The organism is Agromyces marinus, from assembly GCF_021442325.1.
Lineage (GTDB): Bacteria > Actinomycetota > Actinomycetes > Actinomycetales > Microbacteriaceae > Agromyces > Agromyces marinus.
This window is the reverse complement of the sequence record NZ_CP087879.1, coordinates 2,901,788-2,916,840: the sequence shown is the minus strand read 5'-3', so window position 1 is coordinate 2,916,840 and position 15,053 is coordinate 2,901,788. Positions and strand designations below refer to the sequence as shown.

16 protein-coding genes and 1 pseudogene are annotated in these 15,053 nt (G+C 72.1%); 9 read left to right on the top strand and 8 right to left on the bottom strand.

The window, feature by feature from the left end; translation table 11 throughout:
- The first annotated feature begins 8 nt into the window (after positions 1–8).
- The 4 genes from DSM26151_RS13760 to DSM26151_RS13745 all read left to right on the top strand — a co-directional run bounded on the left by DSM26151_RS13760 (position 9) and on the right by DSM26151_RS13745 (position 3,449).
- Positions 9–641 carry a TetR/AcrR family transcriptional regulator gene (locus DSM26151_RS13760; protein ID WP_234660086.1) on the top strand — a complete coding sequence of 211 codons (633 nt, stop codon included), beginning with the start codon at positions 9–11 and terminating at the stop codon, positions 639–641.
- A 17-nt stretch (positions 642–658) separates the two neighbouring features.
- Positions 659–1,027: a DUF4440 domain-containing protein gene (locus tag DSM26151_RS13755; RefSeq protein ID WP_234660085.1), complete on the top strand. Its 369-nt coding sequence runs from the start codon at positions 659–661 to the stop codon at positions 1,025–1,027.
- A gap of 62 nt (positions 1,028–1,089) precedes the next feature.
- Positions 1,090–1,449 (top strand): Cd(II)/Pb(II)-sensing metalloregulatory transcriptional regulator CmtR, encoded by a 360-nt coding sequence (cmtR, locus tag DSM26151_RS13750; protein WP_234661904.1) that lies wholly within the window; start codon positions 1,090–1,092, stop codon positions 1,447–1,449.
- Complete coding sequence (locus DSM26151_RS13745) at positions 1,446–3,449, top strand: heavy metal translocating P-type ATPase (RefSeq protein WP_407650998.1); 2,004 nt, start codon at positions 1,446–1,448, stop codon at positions 3,447–3,449. The genes cmtR and DSM26151_RS13745 overlap by 4 nt, the downstream gene beginning before the upstream one ends.
- Here the strand turns inward: DSM26151_RS13745 and cls are convergent.
- Together cls and DSM26151_RS13735 are read right to left on the bottom strand one after the other, a co-directional pair.
- Positions 3,367–4,842: a cardiolipin synthase gene (cls, locus tag DSM26151_RS13740; protein WP_234660084.1), complete on the bottom strand. Its 1,476-nt coding sequence runs from the start codon at positions 4,840–4,842 to the stop codon at positions 3,367–3,369. The two genes, DSM26151_RS13745 and cls, sit on opposite strands and share 83 nt — an antisense overlap.
- Before the next feature lie 154 nt (positions 4,843–4,996).
- Complete coding sequence (locus DSM26151_RS13735; RefSeq protein ID WP_234660083.1) at positions 4,997–5,755, bottom strand: TetR/AcrR family transcriptional regulator; 759 nt, start codon at positions 5,753–5,755, stop codon at positions 4,997–4,999.
- A 47-nt stretch (positions 5,756–5,802) separates the two neighbouring features.
- Between DSM26151_RS13735 and DSM26151_RS13730 the strand changes: the two genes are divergently transcribed.
- A complete protein-coding gene (locus tag DSM26151_RS13730) occupies positions 5,803–6,207 on the top strand; it encodes a VOC family protein (protein WP_234660082.1) in 405 nt (134 codons plus the stop codon).
- Between the two features lie 31 nt (positions 6,208–6,238).
- Here the strand turns inward: DSM26151_RS13730 and argG are convergent, their stop codons facing one another.
- Positions 6,239–7,666, bottom strand: a complete 1,428-nt coding sequence (gene argG, locus DSM26151_RS13725; RefSeq protein ID WP_234660081.1) for an argininosuccinate synthase — start codon at positions 7,664–7,666, stop codon at positions 6,239–6,241.
- 116 nt (positions 7,667–7,782) lie between these two features.
- Here argG and DSM26151_RS13720 point away from each other — a divergent pair, with 116 nt between their 5' ends.
- From DSM26151_RS13720 to DSM26151_RS13710, 3 genes are read left to right on the top strand one after another with little or no spacing between them, the layout of a single operon-like run.
- Positions 7,783–8,583: an NAD(P)H-hydrate epimerase gene (locus DSM26151_RS13720; protein WP_234660080.1), complete on the top strand. Its 801-nt coding sequence runs from the start codon at positions 7,783–7,785 to the stop codon at positions 8,581–8,583.
- Between the two features lie 59 nt (positions 8,584–8,642).
- Positions 8,643–9,185: a DUF3151 family protein gene (locus DSM26151_RS13715; RefSeq protein ID WP_234660079.1), complete on the top strand. Its 543-nt coding sequence runs from the start codon at positions 8,643–8,645 to the stop codon at positions 9,183–9,185.
- A 1-nt stretch (position 9,186) separates the two neighbouring features.
- Positions 9,187–10,473 (top strand): adenylosuccinate synthase, encoded by a 1,287-nt coding sequence (locus DSM26151_RS13710; RefSeq protein ID WP_234660078.1) that lies wholly within the window; start codon positions 9,187–9,189, stop codon positions 10,471–10,473.
- A 72-nt stretch (positions 10,474–10,545) separates the two neighbouring features.
- Here DSM26151_RS13710 and DSM26151_RS13705 read toward each other — a convergent pair whose 3' ends face one another.
- Positions 10,546–10,767 carry a hypothetical protein gene (locus DSM26151_RS13705; RefSeq protein WP_234660077.1) on the bottom strand — a complete coding sequence of 74 codons (222 nt, stop codon included), beginning with the start codon at positions 10,765–10,767 and terminating at the stop codon, positions 10,546–10,548.
- 174 nt (positions 10,768–10,941) lie between these two features.
- On the opposite strand from DSM26151_RS13705, the pseudogene DSM26151_RS13700 reads away from it, so the two are divergent.
- A pseudogene (locus DSM26151_RS13700) lies at positions 10,942–11,148 on the top strand (hypothetical protein); the annotation flags it as partial.
- Between the two features lie 16 nt (positions 11,149–11,164).
- Here DSM26151_RS13700 and DSM26151_RS13695 read toward each other — a convergent pair.
- From DSM26151_RS13695 to DSM26151_RS13680, 4 genes are read right to left on the bottom strand one after another with little or no spacing between them, the layout of a single operon-like run.
- A complete protein-coding gene (locus tag DSM26151_RS13695; RefSeq protein ID WP_234660076.1) occupies positions 11,165–12,634 on the bottom strand; it encodes a sodium/solute symporter in 1,470 nt (489 codons plus the stop codon).
- The gene (locus DSM26151_RS13690) at positions 12,631–13,020 is read right to left on the bottom strand and encodes a DUF485 domain-containing protein (RefSeq protein WP_234660075.1); all 390 of its coding nucleotides are present in this window, start codon (positions 13,018–13,020) and stop codon (positions 12,631–12,633) included. The genes DSM26151_RS13695 and DSM26151_RS13690 overlap by 4 nt, the downstream gene beginning before the upstream one ends.
- Complete coding sequence (locus DSM26151_RS13685; protein ID WP_234660074.1) at positions 13,017–13,754, bottom strand: LytR/AlgR family response regulator transcription factor; 738 nt, start codon at positions 13,752–13,754, stop codon at positions 13,017–13,019. Before DSM26151_RS13685 ends, DSM26151_RS13690 begins: the two co-directional genes overlap by 4 nt.
- The gene (locus DSM26151_RS13680; RefSeq protein WP_234660073.1) at positions 13,751–14,983 is read right to left on the bottom strand and encodes a sensor histidine kinase; all 1,233 of its coding nucleotides are present in this window, start codon (positions 14,981–14,983) and stop codon (positions 13,751–13,753) included. Before DSM26151_RS13680 ends, DSM26151_RS13685 begins: the two co-directional genes overlap by 4 nt.
- Positions 14,984–15,053: the final 70 nt, after the last annotated feature.

The window sequence follows — 15,053 nt, the reverse complement described above, 5'->3', positions numbered from 1 at the left end:
ATTGCCGGATGGCCACCCGACTCGACCCAGCCGAACGCCGCGAGCAGATCATCGCCGCGACCATGCGCCTGGTCGCCCGCGACGGGTTCGCGCGCGTCACGCTCCGCGACGTCGCGGCCGAGGTCGGGGTCGTGCACGGCCTCATCCGCCACTACTTCTCCACGCGCGAGCAGCTCGTGGCCGAGGCGTTCGAGGCGGCCGTGATCGCGGAGGAGGAGGAGGACGAAGAGCTCGCCACGAGCCTCGACCCGATCCCAGCACTCGCCGACTGGCTGACGACGACCCCGCGCGACCACTACCTCGTCTGGGTCGACGCGTGGAGCGAGGCGCCGCGCAACCCGGACCTGCACGCCGCGCTCGCCCGGCACCAGCGTGAGTCGTACGGACGGCTCGCAGGCATCATCCGCCGGCTCGTCGCCGCCGGCCACGCCACGAGCGCCGATCCGGACGCCGACGCTCGCGAACTCACCGCCGTCATCGACGGCATCGCGGTGCAGCATCATGCGCTCGGACTGATCGACGAGGCCGAAGCCGATCGGATGGCGCTCGGCGTCGCCGAAGCCCGACTCCGTCTCGCCCCCGGAACGCTCGCCCGGGTCCGCCCCACGCCGGAGCAGAGTCGCTGGGCCATCGCCCACTGAGGGCGTAGCGTGTCGGCATGACCGAGATCACCGACGATCTTCCCGCCAGGCTCCTCCACGAGGAGCACACCGGATGGCGCGCCATCCTCGCCGGCCGCGGCGGCGAGCACTACGCCCGCACGATGACCCGCGACGCGCTGATGATCGTCGAGGGTGACGTGCTCGGCCGCGACGACGTGCTCACCGCGTTCCGCGGGACCGCGCCGTGGGACGCGTACGAGATCCACGAACCCGCGGTCGTCCGGCTCGGCGAGCGCGCCGGCATCCTGGCCTACCGTGCGGTCGCACGTCGTGGTGACGAGGTCGCGGACCTGCGCATGTCGACGACCTACCTCTACGACGACGGTGCGTGGCACGTGGCGGCGCACCAGCAGACGCCGGCGTAGCGGCATCCGCGCATTTCGGCTGCGGCGGCGAATCAGTACAGCAGTCGCTGTATAGTCATCGGATGCTGACTATTGCCCCGCGCGTCGACGTGATGAACCGGCTGGGCCGGGCGATGGCCGATCCGACGCGCTCGAGGATCCTGCTGAGCCTGTTGGCGGAGCCGGGGTATCCGGCCCGGCTGGCGCGTGACCTCGGACTCTCGCGGAGCAACGTGTCGAATCACCTGAGCTGCCTGCGCGGATGCGGGATCGTGGTCGCGATCCCCGAGGGGCGGGCCACCCGGTACGAGATCTCCGATCCGCACCTGACGCGTGCGTTGACGTCGCTGCTCGACGTCGTGCTCGCGGTCGATGAGGGCGCGCCCTGTGGCGACGAGGGCTGCGACGTTCCGCTCTGCTGCGGAATCGGTGGCACTGCGTGAGCCGGGAGTGCTGCGGCCCCGACGAGGCGCCGCACGGCCCCGGCACGCGACCGATGTCGTCCGACGAACCGACGCGCGAGATGGTTCCGTGGTGGCGGGATCGTGCGCTGCTGCTCCCGATGGTCTCGGGCGTCCTGCTGGCACTCGGGTTCGGCCTCGAATGGGCGGGCGCCGGGTGGCCGGCGACGGTCGCGCACGCGGGCAGCCTGCTCGCGGGTGCGGCGACGTTCGTGCCCGGCGCGGTTCGGCGCCTGATGCGGGGCGGGCTCGGCGTCGGGCTCCTGATGACGATCGCCGCCGTCGGTGCGGTGCTCCTGGGGCACGTCGGCGAAGCCGCCGCGCTGGCGTTCCTCTTCTCGATCGCCGAGGCGCTCGAGGATCGCGCGTTGGATCGGGCGCGGCACGGACTGCGTGCGCTGCTCTCGCTGATCCCCGAGACGGCGCGGGTCTCGCGACGCTCCGGCGAGGTCATGATCCCGGCTGCGCAGATCCGCGAACTCGACATCCTCGTCGTCCGTGCGGGTGAGCGCGTCGCCACCGACGGGGTCGTGGTGGCCGGCCGCAGCAGCATCGACACCTCCGCGGTCACGGGCGAGTCGATTCCGGTGGAGGTCGCCCCCGGCGACCCGGTTCCGGCCGGTTCGATCAACGGGGCCGGGTCGATCCGGATCGAGGCGACCGCGGACGGCCGGGACAACTCGCTGACGACCATCGTCCGTCTCGTCGAGCAGGCCCAGGCGAAGCAGGGCGACCGGGCCCGGCTGGCCGACCGCATCGCCCGGCCGCTGGTCCCGATGGTCCTGATCGCGGCGACGCTGATCGTCGGCTTCGGGTTCCTGGTCGGCGACCCGGGCCTGTGGACCGAACGCGCCCTCGTCGTGCTGGTCGCGGCGTCACCGTGCGCCCTGGCGATCGCGGTGCCCGTCACCGTGATCTCGGCGATCGGCGCGGCCACCCGCTTCGGCGTCGTCATCAAGTCGGGTGCGGCATTCGAGCGGCTCGGCTCGATCCGCACGGTCGCGTTCGACAAGACCGGCACGCTGACCCGCAACCGGCCCGACGTCGTCGACGTCGGAACCGCAGGGATCGACCGCGACCTGGTCCTCCGGACAGCCGCGTCGCTCGAGGCCGGGAGCACCCACCCTCTCGCATCCGCGATCCTGGCCGCCGCACCCGACCACCCGACCGCGACGGAGGTCACCGAGGATGCCGGCCACGGCCTGGGCGGCACGGTCGACGGCGCCGCCGTGCGGGTCGGGAGCACCCGATGGCTGAACCCGGGCTCCCTGTCCGAACGCGCGCACGGGATGGAAGCCGAGGGCATGACGGTCGTGGTCGTCGAGGTCGACGGCACCGCGGTCGGCGTGATCGGCATTCGCGACGAGCTTCAGCCGGAAGCCGTCGACGCGATCCGGCAGCTCCACGCGGCGGGGATCGACATGGTCATGCTGACCGGCGACAACACCCGCACCGCGCGAGCCCTCGGCGCCCGAGTCGGCATCGGCGACGTTCGCGCCGAGTTGCGTCCGCAGGACAAGGCGGCCGCGATCGAGGAGCTGTCAGCCACCGGGCCGACGGCGATGATCGGCGACGGGATCAACGACGCGCCGGCTCTCGCCGCCGCCGACGCGGGCATCGCGATGGGCGCGAACGGATCCGCGGCGGCGGTCGAGTCCGCCGACGTCGCGTTCACGGGCACCGATCTCCGACTGATTCCGCAGGCGCTCGCGCACGCCCGCCGCGGCCGACGGATCATGACCGGCAACATCGTGCTCTCGCTCGCGATCATCGTCGTGCTCTTCCCGCTGGCCCTGTTCGGGCTGCTCGGGCTCGCCGGCGTGGTCCTCGTCCACGAGATCGCCGAGGTCATCGTGATCCTCAACGGCGTCCGCGCCGCCCGCGACCCCCGTGTCCGCGCTACTGCAGCGCCGAGGTCAGGCGCGCGATGCCGTCGAGGAACGTCGCCGAACGGGGCTCCCGCTCCCATTCCTCGAGCGTGAGCTCGCGCCCCAGCTCGCGGTAGCGGGCCTCGACCGCTCGCATGTCCGACACGAACGACTCGCCGCGCACGAGCAGGCTGATCTCGAAGTTGAGCGCGAACGAACGGATGTCCATGTTGCTCGACCCGATCACCGCGACGTCGTCGTCGATCGACAGGTGCTTGGCGTGCAGGATGTACGGTCCCGGGTAGAGGAAGATCCGCACGCCCGCGCGCAGCAGCGCGCCGTAGTACGAGCGCTGCGCATGCCAGACCGAGCCCTGGTCGCCGATCTCGGACACGAACAGCTGTACCTCGAGCCCGCGCAGGCGAGCCGAGGTGATCGCGTACATCATCGCCTCGTCGGGCACGAAGTAGGGGCTCGTGATGATGACCCGATCCTGCGCCGCGTGGACGAGTGCGAGGAACAGCCGCAGGTTGTTCTCGAGCTCGTACGACGGCCCGCTCGGCACCACCTGGCAGGTCACCGCCGCGGGCGAGGCATCCGCCTCGACCTGCGCCGCCGGAACGTTCTCGGTGGCGGAGAGGTCCTCGCCCGTCTCGGCGAACCAGTCCGACAGGAACACCGTGTGGATTGCCGCGACCGTCGGCCCCGTCGCGCGGACCACCAGTTCCTGCCACATGAGCCCGCGCTTGCGGTTCTTCTCCGAGTCGTAGTCGCGCGAGATCAGGTTCTGCGACCCCGTGTACGCGACCCGGCCGTCGACCACGACGAGCTTGCGGTGGTTGCGCAGGTCGGGGCGCTCGTACGCCCCGGGCGACAGGCGTACCGGCACCAGGTAGCGCCACTCGACCCCGATCCGGTCGAGTTCGGCGATCGTCGCGGCATGCACGCTCACCCGCCGGGATGCCACGTGGTCCATGAGCAGGCGAACGCTCACGCCGCGCTGCACCGCGCGCTCCATCGCCGCGAAGAAGCCCCGCGTCGTGTCGTCGAACGCGGCGATGTAGAACTCGACGTGCGCGAACCGTTCGGCCGTCTCGATGTCGGCCGCCATGCGGTCGATCGAGCCCTGGTAGTCGTCGATGAGCTCGAGACGGTTTCCGCCCACCGCGGGCAGCGCGCCCAGGTGCCGGTTCTGCTCGACGGCGTTCGCGAACCACGTCGGCCACTGCGCACGGTCCGCCGCCGGCGGCAGGCTCGCCGCGCGCGCCGCGATCTCGCGGTCGATCTCCTGCTGACGAGCCCGACGGCGCTTGGAGAGCTTCCAGTTGCCGATCAGGAGGTACAGCACGATCCCGACGAACGGGATGAGGAACACCGCCAGCAGCCACGCCATCGCCGCGGTCGGCTTCCGATCGCGGGGGATGACGATCAGCGCGATGATCCGCACGGTCCAGTCGGCGAGCACCACGATCAGGCCGATCAGGCCGGCCAGCTCCCCGCCGCTCACGCGCGAACGCCCGTTCGCGTCGCCGACGCGTCGTCCGTCATGGCACCCTCCCCGTTCGGTCGCTCGCCTGAGCGTCGCTCGCGGCTCGGAATCGACGCGTGCGGTCGATGCCCGAGTATGGCATCGCGCTGACGCGTCTGTCAGCACCACCGACTCAGTCGGTGCGCCGTTCGGCCCTCGCGCCGTGCGCGTCGCCGGCGAGCGACGCGATGCCGTCGAGGATGCGATCGAGGCCGAATCGCCAGGCGTGCGCCGCGTCGCGCGGCGCGCCGTGCTGCTCGCCGGCGATGGCGCCGATCCGCGTGGCGAGGGGGAAGCGTTCGGGGCCGGCGAGTCCGGCGAGCACGGGCGCGGCATCCGCCCACCAGTCGGCGTCGGCGTCCGTCGCCGCGAGCTCTGCCGCCGCGGAGGCCCGCGCGAACTCGACGAGCAGGGTCAGGCAGGCGTCGGTGTCGAGCGGGGGGAGGCCGAGCGGCTCGAGCGCTCGCAGCTCGCGCTCGTACTTCGCGATCGCCCCCGGGCCGATCGGCATGGCGTCGGCGCCGGAGGACGAGAGCCACGGATGCTCGAGGTGGAGGGCGCGGTTCTCCGCGGCCAGGCGCTCGAGCCGTGCACGCCACCCCGCCGCCCCGTCGTCGACGGCGTGCGTCATGTCCGACAGCACCTGGTCGGCCATGAGGGCGAGGAGCGTCGTCTTGTCGGGAACGTGCGCGTACAGCGACATGGGGCCGGTTCCGAGCCTCGAGGCGACGGCGCGCATCGTGAGGGCGGCGATGCCGTCGGCGTCGGCGATCGCGATGCCCGACGCGACGAGGTCGTCGACGGTGATCCGTGCAGGGCGCCCTCGTGCTCGCCCGACCGGGATCTCGTGACGCCACAGGAGTCGGACCAGCGCGGGAATATCGCGGCTCATACGTGCATTGTATGAATTAACGTACGTTGTACGCGAAAGGAGCACGCATGCACATCACCGCCACCGCAGTCTCGCTGAACGTCCCCGACGTCGACGCCTCGCGCGACTTCCTCCGAGCGCACTTCGGATTCGAGGTCGCCATGTCCGCCGACGGCTTCGCCTCGCTGACCAGGCCCGACGCCGGTGTGAACGTCATCTTCCTCCGCGCGGGGCTCTCGACCTTCAAGCCGGACACCCATCGCGATGCAGCCGGGCCCGGGCTGCTGCTCGTCTTCGTCGTCGACGACATCGACGCCGAATGGGAGCGCCTGCGCGATCTCGTCCCGATCGCGACGTCGATCGAGACCGAGCCGTGGGGCGAGCGGTACTTCCAGGTGCTCGACCCCAACGGGATCGTCATCCAGCTCGTGCAGTGGGTCGAGGTTGCGGCAGACGTCGCGACCTCGGACTGACCGCCGCGACGCACTCCTCGCGGGCGGCCCCTCAGTCGGTGCCGAGGTCGAACGCAGCGGCTTCGTTCGCGGCATCCGTCGCGGCCTCGAGGTCGGTCTCGACCTCGCCCTCGAGGATCTCGGCGGCGCCGCCCGCGGCGATCTCGCCCACGAGCTGCGCCGTCGCGCCGCCGACGATGCCGAGCTGCGCGTACTGCTCGAGGCGGGTGCGCGAGTCGGCGATGTCGAGGTTGCGCATCGTGAGCTGGCCGATGCGGTCCTCCGGACCGAAGGCCTGGTCTCCGACGCGCTCCATCGACAGCTTGTCGGGGTGGTAGCTGAGCGCCGGCCCATCGGTGTTCAGGATCGTGTAGTCGTCACCGCGACGCAGACGGAGCGAGACCTCGCCGGTCACCGCCGAGGCGACCCACTTCACGATCGACTCGCGCAGCATGAGCGACTGCGGGTCGAGCCAACGACCCTCGTACATCAGGCGCCCGAGACGACGGCCCTCGTTGTGATAGCTCGCGACGGTGTCCTCGTTGTGCACGGCGTTGAGCAGGCGCTCGTACGCGATGTGCAGCAGCGCCATTCCCGGCGCCTCGTAGATGCCGCGCGACTTCGCCTCGATGATGCGGTTCTCGATCTGGTCGCTCATGCCGAGCCCGTGGCGGCCGCCGATGCGGTTCGCCTCGAACACGAGCTCGACCGGGTCGTCGAACTCGACGCCGTTCAGCGCGACCGGGCGGCCCTGGTCGAACCGCACCGAGACGTCCTCCGCCGCGATCGCGACGTCTTCGTCCCAGAACCGCACGCCCATGATGGGCTCCACGATCGTGACGCCCGCGTCGAGGTCCTCGAGCTTCTTCGCCTCGTGCGTGGCGCCCCAGATGTTGGCATCCGTCGAGTACGCCTTCTCGACCGACGCGCGATACGGCAGGTCGCGCGCCTGCATCCACTCGCTCATCTCGGTGCGGCCGCCCAGTTCGGTGACGAACTCGCTGTCGAGCCACGGCTTGTAGATGCGCAGGCGGGGGTTGGCCAGCAGGCCGTAGCGGTAGAACCGCTCGATGTCGTTGCCCTTGTAGGTCGAGCCGTCGCCCCAGATGTCGACGCCGTCCTCCATCATGGCGCGCACGAGCATGGTGCCCGTGACCGCTCGGCCGAGCGGCGTCGTGTTGAAGTAGGTCTTGCCGCCCGAACGGATGTGGAAGGCGCCGCACTGGAGGGCGACGAGGCCCTCCTCGACGAGCGCGGTCTTCACGTCGACCAGGCGGCTGATCTCGGCGCCGTACTCGAGCGCGCGGCCGGGGACCGCCTCGACGTCGGGCTCGTCGGGCTGGCCGAGGTCTGCGGTATAGGTGCAGGGCACCGCGCCCTTCTCGCGCATCCACGCGACGGCGACGGAGGTGTCCAGACCCCCGGAGAAGGCGATGCCGACGCGCTCGCCGACGGGAAGGCTCGAGAGGACTTTCGACATGCCCTCAAGCCTACTTGCGCGCCCGCGCGCGCGACGACGCGCCGTCTCCCGCCCCGGCAGCGCGGTGCCCGGCGGGCAGACGGGGCGGACGGATGCCGCGGCGTAGGCTCGGGCGCATGGACGCCGACGCACGCGCTGCGGCGCCGTCGCCGCGCGACGGATACACCGCAGCACAGGTCCGGGCGGCGGAACGCCCGCTCCTCGAGGCGGGCGAGCCGCTCATGCAGCGAGCCGCCGCGGCGCTCGCCGGCGAGGTCTCAGCACTCCTCGCGACGAGCGCATCCGGGACTGTTCGCGAGCCGGGGGCGGATGCCGCGTCCCGCCCGGTCATCGTCGTGCTCGCCGGATCGGGCGACAACGGGGGAGACGCGCTCTTCGCCGGCGCCCACCTCGCCGCACGCGGCGCGGACGTCCGGATCGTGGCCGTCGGATCGCGGGTGCATGCGGGCGGGGCGCATGCAGCGCGCGCGGCCGGTGCGACGCGGCTCGAGACGGATGCCGACCCCGGGGCGTTCGACGCGATGATCCGTGCGGCGGACGTGATCGTCGACGGCATCCTCGGCATCGGCGCGGCCGCGAGCCCCGCGCTGCGGGGCACGGCCCGCGACGCGGTGGCGCGCGTGCGTGCGGTGCTCGGGCCGGAGTGGGTCTCGGGCGCAGGGCGCGAGCCGCGGCATCCGCTCGTCGTCGCGGTCGACCTGCCGAGCGGGATCTCGCCCGACGACGGCGTCGTGCCCGACCCCACGGTGCTGCCCGCCGACGTGACCGTGACGATGGGCGCCGTGAAGGCCGGGCTGCTCGTCGGCCCCGCGGTCGCGTTCGTCGGCCGCGTCGTGCTCGTCGACCTCGGACTCGGCCCGGCGCTCGCCGGGGTGCAGCCGGTCGCGACGGGCGGATGGCGGCACGACCTGCCCTGACGGCCCATCGCTCCCGTCGCGCTCCCGAGCCGCCCGAACCCCATGGGTTACGGTTGAGTGTGACCGAGGAGCAGACCCCCACCGAGGCCGAGGCGGTGCTCGCCGACGAACCCGAAGTCCGCCTCGCACTGAGTGAAGCCGACCGTGCATCGGTGTCGGCGGTCGTGGCCGAGCATCCGTCTTCGCCGCTCGCCTGGGCCGAGCTCGCCGACCTCGCCGATTCCGAGGGCCGCGCCCTCGACGCGTTCGCGTACGCCGTCGTCGCCGTCGACCTCGCGCGCGGGCAGCTCGAAGCCACAGGCTGGGAGCCGGGGACGGCCGTGCGGTGGTCGGAGGAACCCAATCGGGCCTACCTGCGAGCGCTCGACGCCGAGCGTCGCGCCGCCGCCCGGCTCGGGCTCGCGGAGCGATCCGACCGCGCTGCCGCAGACCTCGCCGCCGCGGACGCCACCGCGCCCGCCCGCATCGCGTCGGAGTTCACCCCGACCCAGGTCATGCCGGTCGTCACGGCCGACCTGCTGGCGAGCCTGACCGAGGCCGAAGCACACACCGGCGAGCCGCTCGCCGAACCCACCGCCGTCGACACGGCAGGAGAGGACTGACATGCCCGCAGCCGTACTCATCGGGGCGCAGTGGGGCGACGAGGGCAAGGGCAAGGCGACCGACCTGCTCGCCTCGCGCCTCGACTACGTGGTCAAGTTCAACGGCGGCAACAACGCCGGCCACACGGTCGTCGTCGGCGACGAGAAGTACGCCCTGCACCTGCTGCCCTCGGGCATCCTCACGCCGGGGGTCACCCCGGTCATCTCGAACGGCGTCGTCGTCGACATCGAGGTCCTGTTCGAGGAGATCGAGGGCCTCGAGTCGCGCGGCGTCGACACGTCGAAGCTCCGGATCTCGGCGAACGCGCACGTGATCACGCAGTACCACCGCACGCTCGACAAGGTCACCGAGCGCTTCCTCGGGAAGCGCCAGATCGGCACCACGGGTCGGGGCATCGGGCCGACCTACGCCGACAAGATCAACCGCGTCGGCATCCGCATGCAGGACCTCTTCGACGAGAACATCCTGCGGCAGAAGGTCGAGGGTGCGCTCGACCAGAAGAACCACCTGCTGCTGAAGGTCTACAACCGGCGCGCGATCGGCGTCGACGAGGTCGTCGAGGAGCTCCTCGGGTACGTCGAACGCCTGCGCCCGATGGTCACCGACACGTCGCTGCTGCTGCACCGTGCGCTCGTGGCCGGCGAGACCGTGCTCTTCGAGGGCGGCCAGGCGACCATGCTCGACGTCGACCACGGCACCTACCCGTTCGTGACCTCGTCGAACGCGACCTCCGGCGGCGCGGTCACCGGCTCGGGCATCGCCCCGAATCGCATCGACCGGGTCATCGGCGTCGTCAAGGCCTACACGACCCGCGTCGGCGCGGGCCCGTTCCCGACCGAGCTGTTCGACGAGTGGGGCGAGTTCCTCGCCGAGACGGGACACGAGTACGGCACGACCACGGGCCGCCGTCGCCGCACCGGATGGTACGACGCGCCCATCGCCCGCTACACGGCCCGCATCAACGGCGTGACCGACTTCGTGCTCACCAAGCTCGACGTGCTCACGGGCATCGACCGCATCCCGGTCGCGGTCGCGTACGACGTCGACGGCGTGATCACGGAAGAGGTGCCGGTCTCGCAGTCCGACTTCCACCACGCCAAGCCCGTCTACGAGGAGTTCCCCGGCTGGACCGAGGACATCTCGGGCGCGCGCTCGTTCGAGGATCTCCCGGCGAACGCGCAGAGCTACGTGCGCGAGCTCGAGGCGATGTCGGGCGCTCGCATCTCGGCGATCGGCGTCGGCCCGGGTCGCGACGAGATCGTGCAGGTGCACGACCTGCTCGACTAGGGTCGTTCCCCGAACACGACGAGGGGCGGATGCCACGTGGCATCCGCCCCTCGCCGGTGGGCCTCGACCCGTCTAGCGGTCGGTCCCGACCGACTTGTCGAGGTTGCCCTTGACGTCGTCGACGACGCCGTGGTGCTCGTCGGGCACGACCTTCTTGACGGCGTCGGCGATCGCGTCGAAGACCTTGTCGCTGACGTCCTCGGCCTGCTCGCTCTTGAGGGCTTCCTCGATCTTGTCCTTGTTCTGCTCCACGAACTCTTGCGCGCTCTTGGCCAGGTCATCCATCGATGCCATGTCGGTCCTTCCCCCGGTTCGGACGGCGATCCGCCCATCGTACGCAAGCGCGCGCCGCCCGCGGAAGGCCCGTGTGAGACTGGGACGGTGCCAGCCCGTCGTCCGCTCGTCCACACGATCGTGGGGCGGCATCTCGCCCTGACCCCGCTCGTCGAGTCCGACCTCTCCGCGCTGCGCGCGGCGATCGCGAAGCTCGGGGCCGTGTTCGAGGGCGTGAACCGGCGCATCCAGCGCCGCCCGGACGGGTCGTGGCGCGACACGGCCGTCTTCTCGGTGCTCGCCGACGAATGGCCTGCGGTGCGTGCCGGGCTCGAGGCGCGGGTCGCCGCGTTCGGCGACCACCCGGTCGTGCTCGGCTCGCGCCGGCATCCCACCGGGTGATCCTCCCCGCCGGCCGTCACGGGCGGCGGTCGGGCTCGGGCGCGTGCAACCGGGTCAGGAAGGCGTCGACGCCCCGCGGCATCCGTCGTCGATCGGCACGCGAGACGAGCACCGTGACGAGCACCGCCATCGGGACCGTCCACGCGGCGGGTTGTTCGATGGCCACCCGCACGGCCGGCGGCGCGCCAGGAGCGAGCGCGCCCGTGAGGATCGCCGCGGCGGAGAGCACGGCGCCCGTCGCCATCCCCGAGACCGCGCCGCGCGCCGTGAGGCCGCGCCACCAGATGCCGAGCAGCAGCACCGGGCAGAGCGTCGCCGCGGTGAACGCGAAGACGAGTCCGACGCTCCCGGCGAGCCCCGCGGACTCGGTCGCGAAGGCGACCACGAGCGGCACGGCCGTCGAGACGAGCGCCGCGATGCGGAAGCCGCGCACGCTTCCGCCGAGGAGGTCCTGCGAGATCACGCCCGCCACCGACACGACCAGCCCCGACGAGGTCGACAGGAACGCCGCGAACGCCCCGCCGATCACGAGCGCCGTGAGCAGTTCGCCCCAGACGCCCGGAACCAGGCGGTCAGGCAGCACGAGGACGAGCGCGTCGGCCTCGCCCGTGGTCGCGAGGTCGGGAGCGAACGCGCGCCCGAGGAACCCGAACAGCGTCGGGAACGCGTAGAAGACCGAGAGCAGGGCGAGCACGATCACGGTCGTGCGCCGGGCCGCCTTCCCGTCGGGGTTCGTGTAGAAGCGCACGAGGACGTGCGGCAGCCCGAGCGTGCCGAGCAGCAGCGCGACCATGAGCGAGACCGTGCGGTAGAGGTCGAGTCCGCCGGGTCCGTCGGTCGCGGGGAACGCGCCCGCCGGCGGCAGCGCCGGCTCGAGCGTCCCGGTCACGATGAGCAGCGCGACGACGGGCACCGCGATCGCGGCCAGCTTCAACCAGAACTGGAACGCCTGCACGAACGTGATCGAACGCATGCCGCCCGCGGCGACGACCGCCGCGACGAGCGCGGCGACCGCGACCGACCCGACCCAGCTCGGCAGCCCCGTCGTGATCCGGACGGTCAGTGCCGCGCCCTGCAACTGGGGCACGATGTACAGCCAGCCGATCACGACGACGAGCACGCTCGTGACCCGCCGCACCGCGAGCGATTCGAGTCGCGCCTCGGTGAAGTCGGGGATCGTGTAGGCACCCGAGCGGCGCAGCGGCGCAGCCACGAACAGGAGCAGCATCAGGTACCCGGCCGTGTACCCGATGGGGAACCAGAGCGCATTCGACCCCGTGAGCAGGATGAGCCCGGCGATCCCGAGGAAGGACGCCGCCGAGAGGTACTCGCCGCCGATCGCGGAGGCGTTCCACCAGGGCCTGACCGTGCGGCTCGCGACGTAGAAGTCGCTCGTGGTGCGCGAGATGCGCAGCCCGTAGATCCCGATCAGCACCGACACGAGGGCGACCGCGGTGATGGCGGCGTACCCCGTGGCCGGATTCACCCGTCCTCCGCGAGGGAGCGGTACCGGGCCTCGTTGCGCGCCGCGGACCGCACGTAGAGCACCGCGACCGTGATCGTCAGCGGGTAGACGCCGAACCCGAGCAGCAGCCACGAGATCGGGACCCCCGCGACGAACGTCGCGTCGAGCCCGGGCAGCAGCGCGACGGCGATCGCGAAGGCGGCGGTCGCGCCGACGAACGCGCCCGCGCACACGAGCGCGAGCCGAAGCTGCGACCGGATGAGGGAACGCACGTACACCGCGTCCACGTCGGTCGGGCCGGTGTCGGTGCCGAGCCCGACCCGGGGGCGGCGAGCGGATGCCGCGGCGCGGCGGGTCCGCGGCGCGGTGACGCGCACACGCGGTGGGGGAACGTTCGGGTCGGTCACGGCCGTGCCCGCGGGGTCGCCTGCTCGAGCCGCTCGCGGAGTCCGGGCAGCAGGCGCCGGCTGACCGGCAGTTCGGCCTGGCCGACGACGACCGTCGGCCGTTCGCCGCCCAGCCGCGCACGCGTCACGTGGGGCAGTGCGACGAGGTACGACCGGTGCACGCGCACGAACCCGGCATCCGCCCACTGCCGTTCGAGGTCCGACATCGGCACCCGCACGAGGTAGCTCGCCTCGTCGGTGTGCAGGCGCGCGTAGTCGCCCTGAGCCTGCACGTATCGCACGTCGTCGCGGCGGATCATGCGCGTCGTGCCGCCCAGCGTGACGGCGATCATCTCGGGGCGCGCGGCCGCGGCATCCGTCGACGGCCCCTGGCCCATCGACTCGACCACGCGCGTGACCGACCGGTGCAACCGCTCGGTGCGAACCGGCTTCAGCAGGTAGTCGACCGCGGCGAGGTCGAACGCCTCGAGTGCGCCCTCCTCGTCGGCCGTGACGAAGACGAACGCGGGCCGGTGCTCGAAGCGCTGCAGCGCGCGAGCCAGGTCGAAGCCCGACAGTCCCGGCATGTGGATGTCGAGGAAGGCCGCGTCGACGGGCTCGCGCGTGAGGATCCGGATGGCCTCGGCGCCCGAGTTCGCGCGGTGGATCGTGCCGATCCGAGGGTCCTGGCCGAGCAGGAACGCGAGCTCGTCCACGGCGGGCTGCTCGTCGTCGGCGATGAGGACCGAGATCACGGCACCAGTCTCCCATCCGGTTCGGCGGGCCGATTCGCGCGGGCGTCGACGGATGCCGCGGACCGCCCGGGCTGCGACTTCGGAACCCGCATGCGCACGAGCGTGCCGGCGCCGACGTTCGTCTCGACGACGAGTCCGTGCTCGTCGCCGTACACCTGCCGCAGGCGCGCGTCGACGTTGCGCAGCCCGACGTGCTCGCCGGGCGTGCCCCCGGCGAGGACCGCGGCGGCGGCCTCGGGGTCGATGCCGACGCCGTCGTCCTCGACCGAGATCTCGGCGAACCCGCCGACGTCCTCGGCAGTGATCGTGATCCGCCCGCCCTCCTCCTTCGCCTCGAGCCCGTGCCGGACCGCGTTCTCGACGAGCGGTTGGATCGACAGGAACGGCACGACCGTCGAGAGCACCTCGGGCGCGACCTGCAGCGTGACCGTCAGCCGGTCGCCGAAACGCGCCCGCTCGAGCCTCAGGTACGAGTCGATCGACCGCAGCTCCTCCGCGACGGTCGTGAAGTCGCCGTGGCGACGGAACGAGTAGCGCGTGAAGTCGGCGAACTCGAGCACCAGCTCGCGCGCCTTCGCCGGGTCGGTGTTGATGAACGACGCGATCGCGTTCAACGAGTTGTAGATGAAGTGCGGGCTGATCTGCGCACGGAGGGCACGCACCTCGAGTTCGGCCAGCGCCGTGCGCGACGCGTCGAGTTCGCCGAGCTCGACCTGCGCGGCCACCCACTCGGCGACCTCGCCCGTCGCGCGCACGAGCCCCGCCCGGGCCCGGCCCGCGAAGGCCACGACCGCCCCGACCGGCACGCCGTCGGCGAGGATCGGCGCCGCCGCGGCATCCGTCTCGCCCCACTGGGTCGGAACCCGGCGCTCGACCCGGGTGCGGCCCGAGGACACCGCCCCCTCGGCGAGGCGTTCCGCAGCCGGGACGAGGGTCTCGTCGCCGTCGACCGCGACCGGCCCGCCCGTGACGACGAGCGCCAGCGTGTCGGCCTCGAGCAGCGCCCGCAGGTGCTTCGCCGCCCGCGCGGCATCCGTCTCGGTCATGTCGCCGCGAAGGTGCTTGGCCGCGCGCGACGCCAGGTGCAGGGTCTCGTACGTCGCGCGTTCCGCATCGGTGCCGAGCTCCTTGGACTGCGTCGCGAGGCGACGCAGGAGCACCACGACGCCGACGGCGAGCGCACCCGCGACGACGCCGACGGCGGCGGCGAGCAGCATCGACTCGGACATGCACGTCACTGTAGCCGTCGCTCGTCGTGCCGCAGTCCGCGTTCGTCGCACCATCGGCGCCGTTCACCGA

Bases quoted from the DNA above. Each gene is read 5' to 3' on its own strand.
- DSM26151_RS13760 (WP_234660086.1), top strand. From the start codon at position 9: ATGGCCACCCGACTCGACCCAGCCGAACGCCGCGAGCAGATCATCGCC.
- DSM26151_RS13755 (WP_234660085.1), top strand. From the start codon at position 659: ATGACCGAGATCACCGACGATCTTCCCGCCAGGCTCCTCCACGAGGAG.
- DSM26151_RS13730 (WP_234660082.1), top strand. From the start codon at position 5,803: ATGCACATCACCGCCACCGCAGTCTCGCTGAACGTCCCCGACGTCGAC.
- DSM26151_RS13705 (WP_234660077.1), bottom strand. From the start codon at position 10,767: ATGGCATCGATGGATGACCTGGCCAAGAGCGCGCAAGAGTTCGTGGAG.
- DSM26151_RS13720 (WP_234660080.1), top strand. From the start codon at position 7,783: ATGGACGCCGACGCACGCGCTGCGGCGCCGTCGCCGCGCGACGGATAC.
- argG (WP_234660081.1), bottom strand. From the start codon at position 7,666: ATGTCGAAAGTCCTCTCGAGCCTTCCCGTCGGCGAGCGCGTCGGCATC.
- DSM26151_RS13680 (WP_234660073.1), bottom strand. From the start codon at position 14,983: ATGTCCGAGTCGATGCTGCTCGCCGCCGCCGTCGGCGTCGTCGCGGGT.
- DSM26151_RS13710 (WP_234660078.1), top strand. From the start codon at position 9,187: ATGCCCGCAGCCGTACTCATCGGGGCGCAGTGGGGCGACGAGGGCAAG.
- cmtR (WP_234661904.1), top strand. From the start codon at position 1,090: ATGCTGACTATTGCCCCGCGCGTCGACGTGATGAACCGGCTGGGCCGG.
- DSM26151_RS13735 (WP_234660083.1), bottom strand. From the start codon at position 5,755: ATGAGCCGCGATATTCCCGCGCTGGTCCGACTCCTGTGGCGTCACGAG.